Annotated in this window: 15 protein-coding genes; 10 read left to right on the forward strand and 5 right to left on the reverse strand. The window is 61.9% G+C overall.

The genetic code is table 11. The features are described from left to right. Window positions 1-147 precede the first annotated feature (147 nt). The 3 genes from JMY29_RS10035 to JMY29_RS10045 all read left to right on the forward strand — a co-directional run bounded on the left by JMY29_RS10035 (window position 148) and on the right by JMY29_RS10045 (window position 3537). Window positions 148-873: a beta-ketoacyl-ACP reductase gene (locus JMY29_RS10035; protein ID WP_039241251.1), complete on the forward strand. Its 726-nt coding sequence runs from the start codon at window positions 148-150 to the stop codon at window positions 871-873. Between the two features lie 116 nt (window positions 874-989). After that, window positions 990-1742, forward strand: a complete 753-nt coding sequence (locus tag JMY29_RS10040) for an SDR family oxidoreductase (RefSeq protein WP_018777592.1) — start codon at window positions 990-992, stop codon at window positions 1740-1742. 265 nt (window positions 1743-2007) lie between these two features. Further along, entirely contained in the window at window positions 2008-3537 is a 1530-nt protein-coding gene (locus tag JMY29_RS10045; RefSeq protein ID WP_189075579.1) for an ATP-binding cassette domain-containing protein, read from the forward strand. Between the two features lie 65 nt (window positions 3538-3602). Here JMY29_RS10045 and JMY29_RS10050 read toward each other — a convergent pair whose 3' ends face one another. Next, the gene (locus tag JMY29_RS10050) at window positions 3603-3971 is read right to left on the reverse strand and encodes a hypothetical protein (protein WP_018777594.1); all 369 of its coding nucleotides are present in this window, start codon (window positions 3969-3971) and stop codon (window positions 3603-3605) included. 301 nt (window positions 3972-4272) lie between these two features. Between JMY29_RS10050 and JMY29_RS10055 the strand changes: the two genes are divergently transcribed. Beyond that, window positions 4273-4479, forward strand: a complete 207-nt coding sequence (locus tag JMY29_RS10055) for a hypothetical protein (RefSeq protein ID WP_156369819.1) — start codon at window positions 4273-4275, stop codon at window positions 4477-4479. A gap of 67 nt (window positions 4480-4546) precedes the next feature. Here JMY29_RS10055 and serB read toward each other — a convergent pair whose 3' ends face one another. Next, entirely contained in the window at window positions 4547-5440 is an 894-nt protein-coding gene (gene serB / locus JMY29_RS10060) for a phosphoserine phosphatase SerB (protein WP_189075578.1), read from the reverse strand. 110 nt (window positions 5441-5550) lie between these two features. Between serB and JMY29_RS10065 the strand changes: the two genes are divergently transcribed. From JMY29_RS10065 to JMY29_RS10085, 5 genes are all read left to right on the forward strand, one after another. Continuing rightward, entirely contained in the window at window positions 5551-6336 is a 786-nt protein-coding gene (locus tag JMY29_RS10065; RefSeq protein ID WP_039241258.1) for an ABC transporter ATP-binding protein, read from the forward strand. A gap of 17 nt (window positions 6337-6353) precedes the next feature. Continuing rightward, window positions 6354-7139, forward strand: coding sequence for a sulfite exporter TauE/SafE family protein (locus JMY29_RS10070; protein WP_018777598.1), 786 nt, complete (start codon window positions 6354-6356; stop codon window positions 7137-7139). 7 nt (window positions 7140-7146) lie between these two features. After that, window positions 7147-7956, forward strand: a complete 810-nt coding sequence (locus tag JMY29_RS10075; protein WP_189075577.1) for a TrmH family RNA methyltransferase — start codon at window positions 7147-7149, stop codon at window positions 7954-7956. Between the two features lie 141 nt (window positions 7957-8097). Beyond that, on the forward strand, window positions 8098-8355 hold the full coding sequence (locus tag JMY29_RS10080) for a type B 50S ribosomal protein L31 (protein ID WP_017200906.1): 258 nt from the start codon (window positions 8098-8100) through the stop codon (window positions 8353-8355). Window positions 8356-8441: 86 nt separating this feature from the next. After that, entirely contained in the window at window positions 8442-9542 is a 1101-nt protein-coding gene (locus JMY29_RS10085; protein WP_189075576.1) for a lipoate--protein ligase family protein, read from the forward strand. Window positions 9543-9605: 63 nt separating this feature from the next. Here the strand turns inward: JMY29_RS10085 and JMY29_RS10090 are convergent, their stop codons facing one another. Continuing rightward, complete coding sequence (locus tag JMY29_RS10090) at window positions 9606-10268, reverse strand: helix-turn-helix transcriptional regulator (protein WP_229778595.1); 663 nt, start codon at window positions 10266-10268, stop codon at window positions 9606-9608. Window positions 10269-10377: 109 nt separating this feature from the next. On the opposite strand from JMY29_RS10090, the gene JMY29_RS10095 reads away from it, so the two are divergent. Beyond that, complete coding sequence (locus JMY29_RS10095; protein ID WP_189075575.1) at window positions 10378-11118, forward strand: alpha/beta fold hydrolase; 741 nt, start codon at window positions 10378-10380, stop codon at window positions 11116-11118. Window positions 11119-11201: 83 nt separating this feature from the next. Here the strand turns inward: JMY29_RS10095 and pepN are convergent, their stop codons facing one another. Together pepN and JMY29_RS10105 are read right to left on the reverse strand one after the other, a co-directional pair. Continuing rightward, window positions 11202-13844 (reverse strand): aminopeptidase N, encoded by a 2643-nt coding sequence (gene pepN / locus JMY29_RS10100; protein ID WP_189075574.1) that lies wholly within the window; start codon window positions 13842-13844, stop codon window positions 11202-11204. A gap of 4 nt (window positions 13845-13848) precedes the next feature. Further along, complete coding sequence (locus tag JMY29_RS10105; RefSeq protein WP_018777604.1) at window positions 13849-14904, reverse strand: YeiH family protein; 1056 nt, start codon at window positions 14902-14904, stop codon at window positions 13849-13851. Between the last annotated feature and the right edge of the window lie 31 nt (window positions 14905-14935).

A 14935-nucleotide genomic window follows, 5' to 3' on the forward strand; every position in this document is an offset into this window, starting at 1 on the left:
CTTCCAATTCTCTCACCAAGGCCATAGCCCGCCCAAACCGCGCAGCGTGCCGGTTACCCGCGGGTTGCTGCAGGCGGCGGATAAGATCGAGACAGGAAAATCCCTCTTCACGCGGCATTCGATGACCGCAGAACCTGGAGCAAAAGCATGTCTGAAGCAGTATCCACCGGTCGCAGCGTCCTGATCACTGGCGGTAACCGCGGCATCGGCCTGGCCATCGCGGAATCATTCCTTGCCAACGGCGACAAGGTGGCTGTTACCTACCGCAGTGAAACAGAACTCCCTGAGGGAATCCTGGGCGTAAAGGCCGATGTCACTGATGAAGCTTCGATCGATGCGGCGTTCAAGGTTGTCGAGGAGGCGCACGGGCCGGTTGAGGTTCTGGTGGCGAACGCAGGCATCACCAAGGACACGCTCCTGCTGCGGATGAGCGAAGACGACTTCACCTCGGTTCTCGACACCAACTTGACGGGAGCATTCCGGGTCATCAAGCGTGCCAGCAAGGGCATGATCAGGCTCCGCAAGGGCCGCGTGGTGCTTATCTCCTCCGTATCCGGCCTCTACGGAGCTCCCGGACAGATCAACTACTCCGCTTCCAAAGCCGGAATGGTGGGTATCGCACGGTCCCTGACGCGCGAGCTGGGAAGCCGTGGCATCACCGCCAACGTAGTGGCACCCGGGTTCATCAACACGGATATGACAGCCGAACTGCCGGAGGACACACAGAAGTCCTACCTCGCCAACGTCCCGGCCGGGCGTTTCGCTGAGGCATCCGAAGTGGCCAACGTTGTCCGCTGGGTGGCCAGTGATGAGGCCGCCTACATCTCGGGCGCCGTGATCCCCGTCGATGGCGGCTTGGGAATGGGCCACTGACCCACTACCGCAAACGGTAGTTTTTGTCCGGGGCCGACAACGGATTTCATCGTTGCCGCTGGCATGATGGAATCCGAGCCCACGGAATTTGGATGAACTGAACAAAAGGAGCACGAATGGGAACGCTGGATAATAAGACCGCCATCGTCACGGGGTCTTCCCGCGGAATCGGCGCTGAAGTTGCCAAGATCCTCGCTGGCGAGGGTGCCGCCGTCGTCGTTAATTACCGCCAGAAGGCACCCCGTGCCAACAAGGTGGTGGCCGAAATCCAGGCGGCCGGCGGTCGTGCAGCTGCGGTTGGCGCAGACCTCACCACCGACGAAGGCGTGCATGCCCTGGCCAGCACAGCCATGGAGCAGTTCGGCTCCCTCGACGTGCTCGTGCTCAACGCCTCGGGAGGCATGGAAAGCGGCATGGAAGAGGGCTACGCGCTCAAACTGAACCGCGACGCCCAGATCAACATGCTCAACGCTGCCGTGCCCCTCATGCCGGAAGGCTCGCGGGTGGTCTTCGTGACCAGTCACCAGGCTCACTTCGTGGAGACCGTTCCCACCATGCCTGAGTACGAGCCCGTGGCCAAGAGCAAGCGCGCTGGTGAAGACGCCCTCCGTGCGTTGCTGCCCAGCCTCGCAGACAAGGGCATCTCTCTTGTAGTGGTTTCCGGCGACATGATCGAGGGGACCGTAACGGCAACCCTTCTTGACCGGTCCAACCCGGGAGCCATCGAGGCCCGCCGCGCAGAAGCGGGCAAGTTGTACTCCGTGGAAGAGTTCGCCGCTGAGGTCGCCAAGATGGTGACAGCCGATGTCGAATCCGGACACACCGAGTATGTCGGCGGCGCGGACTACTTCAGCAAAAACGCCGAGTAACTGCGGCTTCTTTCGTTGCGGCCCGGGACTTGTCCCGGGCCGCTTCTTTTTAAGCAACAGATGATGACATTTCGATAAATTCTGACAAATCTCGCGTCACGAATTGCCAGTGATGGTTTTGTTATTCTTTTTTGCCTTTTGGTAGGTCTTCTGATTGACTCAGCACTGCATCCGGACCCCTTATTTCGTCAGTGCTTTTCTGGATGCTTTGCGCATTACGGCCTTTCGACAGCCGTTCACGCATTAGTGCGGATTAGGAGCTTCTGTGGACCTGCTATTGCATGCGGATGGTATTCATGCCTCACATGACCAGCGCCGCATCCTCAAGGGTGTCGATTTCTCATTGCATCGAGGCGAGATACTTGGACTGATCGGAACCAACGGGGCAGGGAAGACCACCCTGATGGATGTCCTGTCGGGATCGCTCAGGCACGAGTCCGGATCCATGACGTTGGCGGGAGAAAAATACGGTCCCGATTCGCGCGAAGAAGCGCAGGCCTGTGGCGTGGGGATTGTTCCGCAGAACTTCCGCCTCGATCCCGGTATGACAGTGGCCGAGGCCGTGTACCGGGGCACCTTCCAATCCGGAAAGCCCCATACGGAACTTCGGGGTCCCGCCCTGAAACTCATCAAGGACGCCGGCTTGGACCTGGATCCTGACGCGACGGTGGGCACCCTGGTCCGGGCCGAACAAACGCTCGTTGAAGTCCTGCGGATGGTGGCTGAGGAAGCACAACTGGTCATTATGGATGAAGTGGCTGCTTCCCTTCCTGATCACGACGTCGCCGCCCTGCACCAGGTCCTCCGAATGCTGATCAGCCAAGGGCGGGCGATCATCTACATCACCCACCGCCTCGATGAAGTCCATTCAATCGCGCACCGCATTGCCGTGTTGCGTGATGGCAGGGTCCACAGAGTCGTTGAGGCCAGCCGGACCGACGCCGATGAACTGGCTTTCCTCTTGCTGCAGCACAAACCGGCGGGCGGCCAGCGGCCTGCGGAGCCGGCCGGCGATGACGAGGTGCTGCGGGTCATGAACCTCAATGTTGGGGACTCTGTCCGGGACGTGACCTTCAGCGTCGGCAAAGGCGAAATTTTCGGACTGCTCGGAACCCATCAATCGGGTGTCTACCACTTGCTCGAATCATTGGTGGGTAGGAGGCCCCGCACCTCGGGAGAGCTTTTCCTGCATGGACAGTCCATTGACATCCAGGGTCCTGAGGACGCCCTGCGGCACAGGATCGGTTACCTCTCGGACGACGCCGGACACGTGGAAACAACAACCAGCATTGCCACCGGCCTGCGTGAGGATTCCGTCGAAGCAGGATTGCAGGACGAGATTGCCGGGCTCCGTGGAGTGATAGACCTTGTGCGCCGCATGCGCATCAGCACGACGAACATCCACGGTTCTGTTACAAACCTGTCAGGCGGGGACCGCCAGAAGGTCTCCCTCGCCAAATGGATGACGAGCGGCTGTGACGTGTTGATCCTGAGTCATCCGAGCCGCGGCATCGACATTGGGGCGAAGGACGTTGTGTACCAGATGCTCAACGAACTGAGGGAGACAGGTGTCGCGATCATTCTGCTGTCCTCGGATCTCACGGAACTGGTCAACTGGTGCCACCGGATAGGAGTTGTCCGCGATGGTGAGCTTGTCACCATCGAGGCAAACGCCAACACCAATGAAGACGTTTTGGTCTACCACATGCTGGGCAAAGCCGTCGCCTCGGCAAACAGTGGTGCCCGGAGGGTGAAGAGCCAGCGCCTGGAGACAGTGTCCGAAGACGGCCACTAACAGGGGACAGCCACTGATAAGGGACGGCCGCGGTCAAGCGGCCGTCCCCATGCTGACGACCTTGATCAGATGGTGATTCCCTTGGCTACGTTGTTGAGTTTGTGACGGGCCAGGGCGAGGTTTGCGTAGGTACGATCGAGCACCAAGTACACAAACAATCCCTTGGAGTCACGTGAATTCAGGACGTTGATGAGGTGGTACTGCCCACCCAGGGTGATGAGAATGTCTTCGATATCTCCGTCCAGGCTGAGGTCAGCCATGGTGCGCAGCTTTGCGCTCACCACATTCGAGTTTCCGGCCGCCGCTACCCCGAGATCGAATCCGGGGTTTCCTCCCTGCGCGAGTGCCATGCCACTGGAATAGTCGACGACGGCCGCGCCAGTAGCGCCTTCAATGGACAGCAGTTGCTTTATGGCTTCATCAAGCGTGCTCATGTTGCATTCTTCCTGTTTGGTAATGACTTCAGTGGAATACGGGAGATGGACATTTGCTCTCGATTCCTCCAACAGGGTAGGCACATTCGCCGATTAAAAAGCAGCCCGATTCCAAGATTTCGTGAATAATCCGCGCTCGACCCATCGCGGGTAACAATCAAATTACGTATTCGATTTCTTGCGTCACGAAATCGAGTCACGTGTTTCTTGTGACATTCGCATGCCGGGGTCCGACACCCCGAAAAGGAACGGTTTCGTCCGTCGTCCCAGGCCCGAGGGAGGGCTGTGCGCGTCTTCCGTGGTGCCTCCGAACCACGACTGCCGCCAGCGGCACCAGGACAAGCACGGCGAAGGACCCGATAAGGGCGGCTATCGCCGCACCAAGAATGAGTATGGCCATGAGGCCGATCTGGACAATCGTCGCGTCAAGGCCGGCCATGCCAACGGACGCTCCCACGTGTGTTTGCTGAATAACCATCTTTCGCTCCTGGGGATCTGGTTGCTGTGAGTCACCAATAGGTGGGACAGCAGCGTCGATCGTGTCGCGAAAAAACCGGGAAGTCCGGAGAGCCCGGTCAGACGTTGGCGATGTGCCGCACAGCGTCGAGGTACGGCATATTGATCGCGGCGTCCGCCACTGCACGGACCGCGGGCTTGGCGTTGAATGCCACACCGATCCCGGCCGCGCCCAGCATGTCGAGGTCGTTCGCGCCGTCACCGACAGCGATCGTGTGCGCCAACTCGATTCCTTCGGCCGCAGCCCACTGCCTCAAGTACTTCTCCTTGGCTGCCCGATCGATGACGGCCCCCAGGACTTTGCCGGTCAACGCGCCGTCGACGATTTCAAGCTCATTGGCAATCCAGTAATCAAGGCCCAGATCTTCTGCGATGGGCCCAAGGATCTGGTTGAAGCCACCGGAAACAACAGCCACCACGTGGCCGGCCGCCTTGAACGCGGCTACGAGTTCTGCCGCACCCAAGCTGAGGCGCACCTCGTCGCGGACGGAATTCACGACGTCGGCCGGCAGGCCCGCCAACACGGCCACACGCGCATGGAGGCTCTGCGCAAAATCCAATTCACCCCGCATGGCAGCTTCGGTGACGGCAGCGACCTCTTCGCGCTTGCCCGCATATGCTGCGAGCAGCTCGATGACTTCCTGCTGGATGAGCGTTGAATCCACATCCATGATGAGCAGCTTGCGCCCTGCCTGCCGAAGGCTTGCAGGCACCAGGGCGGTATCGGCGCCCTCGACGGCAGCTTCGGCCACCCGGCGTCGAAGATTGGACAGCTCGGCGGGGGAGTCAAGCCGCACGTTCAATTCAGACGTAGAGACGCCGAACCTGTCATCGCCGCTGTGTGATTCCGCTGACACTTCTGCGCCTGCGTCGGCCAGTACCTTGCGCACGCCCTCAAGCGAATCGGGGGAAAGTTTCACGCCATAGCTGACCGCAGCCAAGTTCGAAGTCATGGCCTCAATCCTACTGAGGGCGGTCCGTCCACCCGAAACTGTTTCGACTCATATACGAGCAGAAACATCAGTTATCAGTCATGTGCAGTTTTGTCCTAGTGTCTACTGCTATGAGTGATGTTCTGGAATTGGCCTCCGTCAGCGTTGTCCGCGGCAAGAAGACCCTGCTGGACAAGGTGGACTGGCAGGTCAACGAAGGCGAACGTTGGGTCATCCTTGGCCCGAACGGCGCGGGCAAGACGACTCTTCTCCAGATTGCGGCCGCGCGCCTCCATCCCAGCAGCGGCAAGGCCGGAATCCTCGACGAAACCCTGGGTCGTGTCGATGTCTTCGAACTCCGGCCCCGGATCGGACTCTCCTCCGCAGCGCTGGCTACCCAGATCCCCGAGCATGAGAACGTCCTGAACGTAGTGGTCACTGCAGCGTACGGCGTCACCGGCCGCTGGCGGGAAGGCTATGAGCGCGACGACGAACGGCGCGCCTTTGGCCTCCTGAACGACTGGGGGATGGGCCCCCTTCTCAACCGCACCTTCGCAACATTGTCTGAAGGTGAGCGGAAGAGGGTACAGATCGCCCGCGCCCTGATGACCGACCCCGAACTGCTCTTGCTGGATGAGCCTGCCGCCGGCCTTGATCTTGGCGGCCGCGAAGAGCTGGTTCACAAACTCGGCGAACTCGCCAGCGACCCGGCCGCGCCGGCCATGGTCCTGGTAACCCACCACCTTGAAGAAGTACCTCCGGGATTCACCCACGCCATGCTGCTCCGGGAAGGGGGCGTGGTGGCTGCCGGTCCCATCAAGGACGTCCTCACTGACGAGCACCTCGGCAACACCTTTGGCCTGGCCCTGGACGTTTCCGAAAACGCCGGGCGCTACACAGCCACCGCACGGCGCTAGGGCGGTCCGGGACAAACGTGGAGATTCTTAGCAGCATCCTGGTCTTTTTTGCGGGCCTGTGGGCCGGCACCATCAACGCAGTAGTCGGCTCGGGCACCTTGGTGACCTTCCCCGTGCTGATCGCCCTGGGTGTGGCGCCCGTCGTCGCTTCCATGAGCAACGCGATGGGTCTCGTCGCCGGTACGGCCGCTGGCGCCTGGGGTTACCGCCGCGAACTGGCCGGCCGCGGCAGGCAGCTGCTCAAGCTGATGCCGGCATCGCTGTTGGGTGGCATCACCGGCGCATGGCTGCTCCTCCACCTGCCGGAAAAGGTGTTTGGCTACGTGGCACCTGTCCTGCTGGTCGCAGCCTTGCTCATGGTGCTGTTCCAGCCCAAACTCCAGGCATGGATCCGCAACAGGGAACAGAACCCCGAGCATGCCATCAAGGACAAGAGCCACGGCATCCTCCTGGTGGTCCTGATCTACCTCGCCGGGGTTTACGGCGGTTACTTTGTGGCCGCGCAAGGAATCCTCCTGGTGGGGATCCTCGGAGTTTTCCTCTCCGGCACCATGCAAAATGCCAACGCCATGAAGAACATCCTCACCCTGACGGTGAACATGGTTGCCGCTGTTTCCTATCTCATCTTCGCCTTCGACAGAATCAACTGGTGGGTCGTCCTGCTCATTGCCGTCAGCTCCACGATCGGCGGGCTGCTTGGATCGAAGGTTGGCCGGAAGTTGTCGCCCAAGGTGTTGCGCGGCGTCATCTTCACCCTCGGTATTGTGGCGCTTGGCTTCATGATCGCCAACCTCCTGAAGTGATCCCGGGGTGACATTCCACTACCTTGAGTCCGCTGACGATCCACGCGTCAGTGACTACACAACACTTACCGATGTGCACCTCCGGAAGCTCCGGGAGCCGCGCGAGGGCATGTATATCGCCGAGTCCTCCAGAGTCCTGCGCAGGGCGTTGGCCGCCGGCCACCAGCCGCGTTCCTTCTTCCTGGCCGAGAAGTGGCTGGAGGACCTCACCGACGTCTTCCAGGCCTATCCGGACGTGCCGGTCTTCATTGGGAAAGCGGCACTCCTGGAGGAAATCACGGGCTTCCACCTCCACCGGGGAGCCATGGCCGCCATGCACCGCCCGGCTCCCGTCCCGCTGGAGGAGCTCCTGGCATCCGCCAGGCGCGTCGCCGTGCTCGAAGACATCGTGGACCACACCAATGTGGGGGCTATTTTCCGGTCGGCGGCTGCACTGGGGGTGGACGCCGTCCTGGTCTCGCCACGGTGCGGCGACCCGTTGTACCGCCGCAGCGTGCGCGTCAGCATGGGCACGGTCTTCCAGGTCCCCTGGGCACGTGTGGAGAGCTGGCCACAGGACCTGGGCCGCCTCAAGGAACAGGGCTTCACCGTGGCAGCCATGGAACTGACAGACGACGCCCTGGACCTTGACGACCTCGCCGCCAGGGAGCTCCCGAAACTGGCGCTGGTGCTGGGAACCGAAGGTGCCGGCATGAGCGCAGAGACCCTTGCCGCCGTCGACCTCGCCGTCAAGATCCCCATGCGCGCCGGCGTCGATTCCCTCAACGTGGCAGCTGCCTCCGCCGTGGCATTCTGGGAACTCCGTCCGCGGGGCTGACGCCGGTTCGTATGGCGTGTTCGTTTCGGCTATGATTGGTTGTTGGCCCGGAAGCTGGAATGTTGCATTGCAGTCCACGGACCACCTCCATTCATACCTGGCAGCTGGCAAAATCCAGTTGCGTGAACAAAAGGTCCCATTATGAAGTCTGATATCCACCCGAAGTACGAAGCTGTTGTATTCAACGACCTGGCTTCCGGTACGCAGTTCCTGACCAAGTCCACCGTGTCTTCCTCGAAGACCATCGAGTGGGAAGACGGAAACACCTACCCGGTTATCGACGTCGAAATCTCCTCGGAGTCCCACCCGTTCTACACGGGCAAGCAGCGCATCATGGACTCCGCTGGCCGCGTCGAGCGCTTCAACGCCCGCTTCAAGGGCTTCGGCGGCAAGAAGTAACCACTTCACCCCAAGGCTTTCAAAAGCCCGCATTACCGGATTCTCCGGCAATGCGGGCTTTTGCGTTTTCCGGCAAGATGGAAACCATGACTTCCCAGCCGACACCTGAAACCGATAACGACGACGCCGGGACCCGCCTTCACGGCGAATATAAAGTTCCCGGCGGCAAACTGGTGGTGGTGGACCTGGATGTGGTGGACGGCCTGTTTGCCAACGTTTCGCTGAGCGGCGACTTCTTCCTCGAACCCGATGAAGCCCTGCAGGACATCAATGGGGCACTGACAGGACTTCCCGGGAACTCAACAGCAGCAGATATTGCCGCGTCGGTCAGCGCCGGATTGCCCGCCGGCGCAACGCTGTTCGGTTTCTCCGCAGAGGCTGTGGCCATTACAGTCCGACGCGCATTGTCCAAAGCCACCAGCTGGGACGACCACCAGTGGGATGTCATCCCGCCGTCAGTTCTCCCGACCCATGTGAACGTCGCACTGGACGAAGTACTGACCGAAGAGGTCGGCGCCGGGTTGCGTAATCCCACGCTAAGGTTCTGGGACTGGGAGGAGCCATCAGTAGTCATCGGCAGCTTCCAATCGGTCAAGAACGAGGTTGATCCTGAGGGCGTTGCCCGCCACGGCATCACCGTGGTCCGCCGGATCAGCGGCGGCGGAGCCATGTTCATGGAGGCCGGCAACTGCATCACGTATTCCCTGTACCTGCCACAGACCCTGGTGGACGGCATCAGCTTCGCCGACTCATACGCGTTCCTGGATGCCTGGGTCATGGCAGCACTCGAGAAGCTGGGAATCACCGCTTTTTATGTGCCCCTCAATGACATCGCAACGGACCAGGGCAAGATCGGCGGAGCCGCCCAGAAGCGGCTTGCCAACGGCGGCATGCTCCATCACGTCACCATGAGCTACGACATCGACGCCGACAAAATGGTCGAAGTGCTGCGGATCGGCAAGGAGAAGCTTTCGGACAAGGGCACCCGCAGCGCCAAGAAACGCGTGGACCCCTTGCGTCGCCAGACCGGCATGGCGCGGGCCGCAATCCTGCAGGCCATGCAGGATGTCTTTACCGAGCGATACGGTGCCTCAGAGTCCGTGCTCACTGAAGCAGAGCTCGCAGAAGCCAGGAAACGCGTGGACTCCAAGTTCGGTACCAGTGAATGGCTGAACCGGGTTCCCTGACCATCATGACCGGAGTTGGATTGACCGGAGTTGGAAACTGCCGGGTTCTGGATACTGTCGGGTTCACTGCGCACGCCCATGCACCGGCCGGGCGTTCACCGGGGGCTCGCCAACTTCGTCGATGGTATGGCCGCTGCAGGCAGTTGTGGTGACGCTGGCCCCTTCGATGCGGGAAACGGTAAACCATCTCATCGCGTCGCGCAGCCGGCACCACCCCACCAGGTACCACCGGCCGTTCGTGGAGGCGAAAAGCACAGGTTCCACGTCGCGGATGGTCGTAGTCCCGTCTGCCGAGGTGTAACTGATACGGACCACGCGCTGCGCGGCCATTGCTTCCTCCAGCGCTGACCTGGTTTTGCGCGACGGGGAGCGAACCTCATTGACCCAGATGCGACCGGCCAGTTCGTCTGCTTTAGCCTTGGTTCCGGGATCGAGGACGTCCAGGATTTTGTGGATACCCGCTGCGGCCAGGTCTGCGTACGGCGCATCGGGCGCTGCGGACACAGCCGCCATGAGGGCCACGGCCTGCGCCGGGGACAGGGTGACGGGCGGCAGAGAGGACCCTGCAGCCAGTCCGTAACCACCGCCGGGGCCTGGGCGGGACCAGATGGGCGCCCCACTGTTCTCCAGGGCATCAAGGTCTCTCTTTACGGTACGTACTGATACCGCGAACTCCCTGGCCAACATTTCGGCGGAGACCCCCCGGGCACCGCTGCGGCGCAACATCTCAGAGAGGGCATGGAGCCGTTCGACTCTTCTCACTGTTCGAATCTTCCCAAATTCATGACACAAATAGTGACATACCCTTGTCCACGGCGCCTGCGAGGGTGGTGTCATGACAACTTCCACTAACCGCCCAACCATCATTCTCCTCGCCGGCCACTGGTTGGGCGCTTGGGCCTGGGACGAGGTCCTGGAACACTTGGGGTCCCATGACTCACGCGCGACGGCATTGACCTTGCCCGGCCTCGATCCCGACGACCCCGACCGTGCCGCGAGGACCCTCGACGATCAGGCAGCAGCGATCCTGGACGCCATGGCGCGACTCGGGGTATCCGAAGACCAGCCGGCGGTCCTCGTCGCCCACAGTGGTGCAAACGCACCTGCCAGCCTCGTCCTGGACCGACGCCCTAAGCTCATCCACCGAATGGTCTGGGTAGACTCGGGCCCTCTGGCGCCGGGAAGTATCTTCGCCCCGGACTTTCCGGACGGGGTGGCGGAGCTTCCGTTGCCGTCCATCGATGTCCTCGCAAGCCAAGTGAGCCTGGAAGGCCTGAACACCGGGGACCTTGAGCGCTTCCAGGCCAGGGCCGTCCCGGAACCCGGCCCCGTGCTTCGTCAGCCCGTCGAGCTCACGAACGATGCCCGCCGCAAGGTCCCCACCACACTGGTGTGCTGCTCGATACCCGGCACGACCGTGTTGGAGCTCGCCCACTCAGGCCATGGCATGTTTGCCGAAGTCGCGCACATCGAGAACCTCGACGTTCTTGACCTCCCCACGGGGCACTGGCCCATGTGGAGCCGTCCCCGCGACCTCGCCAGGGCCATTCAGTCAGAAGCTACCCGGAACAACTGAAGAGCATTCCTGGACCGCCGGCGCGGAGAGCCTGCGCAGCCTGCAGGAGCAGGAACGGGCTTGGGTCCGGTCCTGAATGACAGCTAAACCTGTGCCGACTGTGCTGTGTTTGCCGACTGCGCTGTGTTTGCCGACTGAGCTGTGAGGGACCGCAGGAGGTGGCTCCGCTGCTCAATGATGATGCGCCGTAACGCGCGCGGGGCATCAGAGTGGTGGTGGAGCCATTCATCCGTCCTGAGCACGACCGGATGGCTGGAGGGCTCCATTCCCTCCGCGAGGTCCTGGGCCGCCGGGAAGAGGCCCCTGACGATCCTGCCGGCAATTTCGATGCTCCGCTCGGCCCATACACGCTCAAGGCATTCGAAATAGGGCTCGACATAGGACGCCAGCATGTCACTGGGCGCAGTGGCGAAGCCGGCAATTGTGGCGCTGAGGATCTCGTTGGAGAGGCCCGTGGTGTTGACGGCCAGGTCCCAGGCTGCCGCCTTCACGGCAGCATCCGGGCGGGCAGCGGACGCCAACGCGTGCCCTTCCTTGCCTGACGCTGTCTTATCCGCTTCGAGTTGCCTGTCCAGCTCGGCCTGGGATGCCTCGCCGTGCGCGGCCAGGGCCTGCCAGAAGCTCCATCGCAGCTCTGCGTCGACAGTCAAGCCCTCCACTACGGTGGTGCCGTCAAGGATGCTGCGCAGCAAGGGGAGCTGGCTGTCACCGTGGCGTGAGACCTCTGCCAACGTTCTGGCCCACGCCAGCTGCGCGTCGGAGCCGGGAGCCGAAGCCCGCAGTTGATGAGCCGCGACAGCCAGGAAATCCGTGCGAACGCTGTCCCTGGACCGTGGGGGTACGAAGCGTTCAATGGCGCCGGAGGCGTTTCCGAGCACATTTTGGAGGACTCCGATGCCGGATTCTGCCGGAGCGAACTGCTCCACCGCGCTCACGTACCGTGCAGCAGGCCTCACGCCGTCCCGGGCAGAATCCCACAGTGCCGTCCAGCACAACGCCCGGGCCATGGGGTCCTGGATTTTATCCAGCGAGGTACGCACCGTGCGCTCGGAGACAGGATCAAGCCGTACCTTGGCGTAGCTCAGGTCGTCATCATTGACCAGCAACAAAGCCGGACGCTTCTTGCCTGCAAGCCCGGAGACGAGGGTGCTGGGACCTGCGACATCCACTTCCAGGCTTTCCAGCCTGAGCAAAGCGCCGGTCTGGTCGGCGTCGTACAGTCCAAGGCGCATACGGTGGGGCCGGAGTTCCTGGTGGCCGGTCAAGGGATCGATGGCTTCCTGCTCCAGCATCACCGCGCCCATCACACCGTCGTCCTCCACGATGTCGGTCGTGATGGTCGAGATACCGGAGGTCTGCAGCCATTGCCTGGCCCAATCGCCGAGGTCCCGTCCCGAGGCTTCGCTGAGGGCCTTCAGCAGATCCTGCAGGGACGTATTACCGAAGGCATGCTCGCGGAAGTACTGCCGGGATCCGGCAATGAAGGCATCGAAGCCCACGTAAGCCACCAGTTGCTTCAGCACTGAGGCACCCTTGGCATAGGTGATTCCGTCAAAGTTCTGTTTTGCGGCCTCGAGATCCGGAATATCCGCCACAATCGGGTGCGTCGTGGGCAGTTGGTCCTGGACGTAGGCCCACGCTTTGCGTTTGCTGGCGAAGTTTATCCAGGCTGTGTCCCAGTCGGTGGCCCGGTCCACACCCAGGGTTCCCATGAAATCGGCGAACGATTCCTTCAGCCACAGATCGTCCCACCAGGTCATGGTCACGAGATCGCCGAACCACATGTGCGCCATCTCGTGCATGAGGGTGTTTGCCCTGGCCTGGTACTGGGCATCGGTGGCACGTGAGGCATAGACGTACTTTTCGGTGAAGGTCACCAGCCCGGGGTTTTCCATGGCGCCCAGGTTGTACTCGGGCACGAAGGCCTGATCATATTTGCCCCAGGGGTACGGATAGTCGAAAAGCTTGTTGAAGAAGGCCAGGCCGTTCTTGGTGAGCCGGAACAGTTCCTCGGCATCGAAGGACGGCGCCAAGGATGCGCGGCAGTAAAGTGCCAGCGGAACGTCCAGGCGGGTGCCGTCGTCGAGCGTTGCATCCCAGTGGTCGGTGGCTTTGAAGTAGGGGCCCGCCAGCACAGTGGTGATGTAGGTGGACATCCGTTCAGTGGTGGCAAAGTCCCACTGGGAAACGTCCTCAGAGCCCGGCACCGGCAACCGGGCGGCCTCCGAGCCGTTGGACGCGACTTCCCAGCCCGACGGCGCAATGACGTGGAACGTGAATTCCGCTTTGAGGTCGGGCTGTTCGAAGTTGGCGAAAACACGCCGGCAGTCCGCCGGTTCGTACTGGGTGTAGAGGTAGCACTGCCCGTCGGCAGGGTCCACGAAACGGTGCATTCCCTCACCGGAACGGCTGTAAAGGGCTGTCCCTGTAACCGTCACGGTGTTCTCCGTTGCGAGGCCCTCCAGGATGATTCTGTCCTGGTCCACCACTGTTCCTACATCCAGGGCGCGTCCGTTCAACACCACGGACTGCACGCCCCCACTGATGAAATCGAGGAAGGTGTCGGAGCCGGCCCGGGCCGAAAAAGTGATGGTGCTGGAGCTTGGATATCCGCTGACTGCGGGATCCGCCGCGTCCCGGACATCAAGGGTGACGTCGTAGCTGTGGGTGGTAATCAGGGCTGAACGGGTAGCGGCTTCATCGCGCGACAGATTGTGATTCGACACACAGCTATCTAATCATGATCCAGGCAGCCCCCAGGCCCAGTGAAGCGATGATCAGCCAGGACCCCAGTGCCACCACGGCAGCACGTCCCCCGGTATGGATCAGCGTCCTGACACGCACGGCAGAGCCCAGACCGAAAAGCGCCGACGCCAGCAAAATGTCCTGTGCCACCGCCGCCGCTTCCAGGAGTTCCGGAGGCGTCCATCCGAGCGAGCGGACCGCGACCATGGCGATGAAGCCGACCACGAAAAGAGGCACGATGGGCGGGAAACGGCCGTCCGCATTGTCCGCATCCGCTGAACCGTTGGCGCGTTGACGGACATGCTGGACCCGCTGATGCAAGCCTGCCGCAGCCACAATGGGGGCCAGGAGGATCACCCGCGTCAGCTTAACGACGACGGCGATCGCCAGGGCCGCTGTTCCTGCCGTTTGCGCTGTGGCCACCACCTGGCCGACATCGTGCACGGAAGCGCCCGTCCATGCCCCGAACTGCTCCGGACTCAGCATCAACGGATGCATCAGCAGGGGCAGGACGCCAATGGCCAAGGTCCCGCAAAGGGTGACCAGTGCGACGGGCAGCACCGTGTCCTGGTGTTTGATGCGCCGCACTGCGGCCATGGCGCCGATGGCGGAGGCCCCGCAAATGGAGAAGCCCGTAGCAATCAACAAGGAAGCTTCACCGGGCAGGCGCAGCAGTCTCGCCAGGCCGTAGGTTCCGGCGAAACTGGCCAGGACCACCCCGGCTATCAGGAGCAGGGACAACCAGCCGAGTCCCAACACGTCACCCACACTGACTTTAAGGCCGAGCAACACAATGCCCGCACGCATCAGGTGCTTTCCGGCGAAGTCCAGGCCGGGCCGGGCGCGCCCCGCAACGACCACCGCCGTGCCCGGTATATTTGCTGAGAGCAAACCCAAAGCAACAGCAAGCGTCATGACCGGTATGACTGAAACCGCAGGCAGCAATGCGTGCATGGCGAAGGCAAGGCCGGTCGCGGCAACGCTCAGGACCAACCCTGGCCCCAGCCGTGACAGCTGGGACGCGAGTCTGTTGAAGGGCATGCCTCAACCCTGCCGGATGGGGGCACGGAAG

Origin of the sequence: Paenarthrobacter nicotinovorans, assembly GCF_021919345.1 — a bacterium.
GTDB classification, from domain to species: Bacteria; Actinomycetota; Actinomycetes; order Actinomycetales; family Micrococcaceae; genus Arthrobacter; species Arthrobacter nicotinovorans.

Excerpts from the sequence above, each read along its gene's own strand:
- JMY29_RS10105 (WP_018777604.1), bottom strand. The coding sequence starts at position 14,904 with ATGCCCTTCAACAGACTCGCGTCCCAGCTGTCACGGCTGGGGCCAGGG.
- JMY29_RS10035 (WP_039241251.1), top strand. The coding sequence starts at position 148 with ATGTCTGAAGCAGTATCCACCGGTCGCAGCGTCCTGATCACTGGCGGT.
- JMY29_RS10085 (WP_189075576.1), top strand. The coding sequence starts at position 8,442 with ATGACTTCCCAGCCGACACCTGAAACCGATAACGACGACGCCGGGACC.
- JMY29_RS10095 (WP_189075575.1), top strand. The coding sequence starts at position 10,378 with ATGACAACTTCCACTAACCGCCCAACCATCATTCTCCTCGCCGGCCAC.
- JMY29_RS10090 (WP_229778595.1), bottom strand. The coding sequence starts at position 10,268 with ATGTTGCGCCGCAGCGGTGCCCGGGGGGTCTCCGCCGAAATGTTGGCC.
- serB (WP_189075578.1), bottom strand. The coding sequence starts at position 5,440 with ATGACTTCGAACTTGGCTGCGGTCAGCTATGGCGTGAAACTTTCCCCC.
- JMY29_RS10050 (WP_018777594.1), bottom strand. The coding sequence starts at position 3,971 with ATGAGCACGCTTGATGAAGCCATAAAGCAACTGCTGTCCATTGAAGGC.
- JMY29_RS10065 (WP_039241258.1), top strand. The coding sequence starts at position 5,551 with ATGAGTGATGTTCTGGAATTGGCCTCCGTCAGCGTTGTCCGCGGCAAG.
- JMY29_RS10040 (WP_018777592.1), top strand. The coding sequence starts at position 990 with ATGGGAACGCTGGATAATAAGACCGCCATCGTCACGGGGTCTTCCCGC.
- JMY29_RS10080 (WP_017200906.1), top strand. The coding sequence starts at position 8,098 with ATGAAGTCTGATATCCACCCGAAGTACGAAGCTGTTGTATTCAACGAC.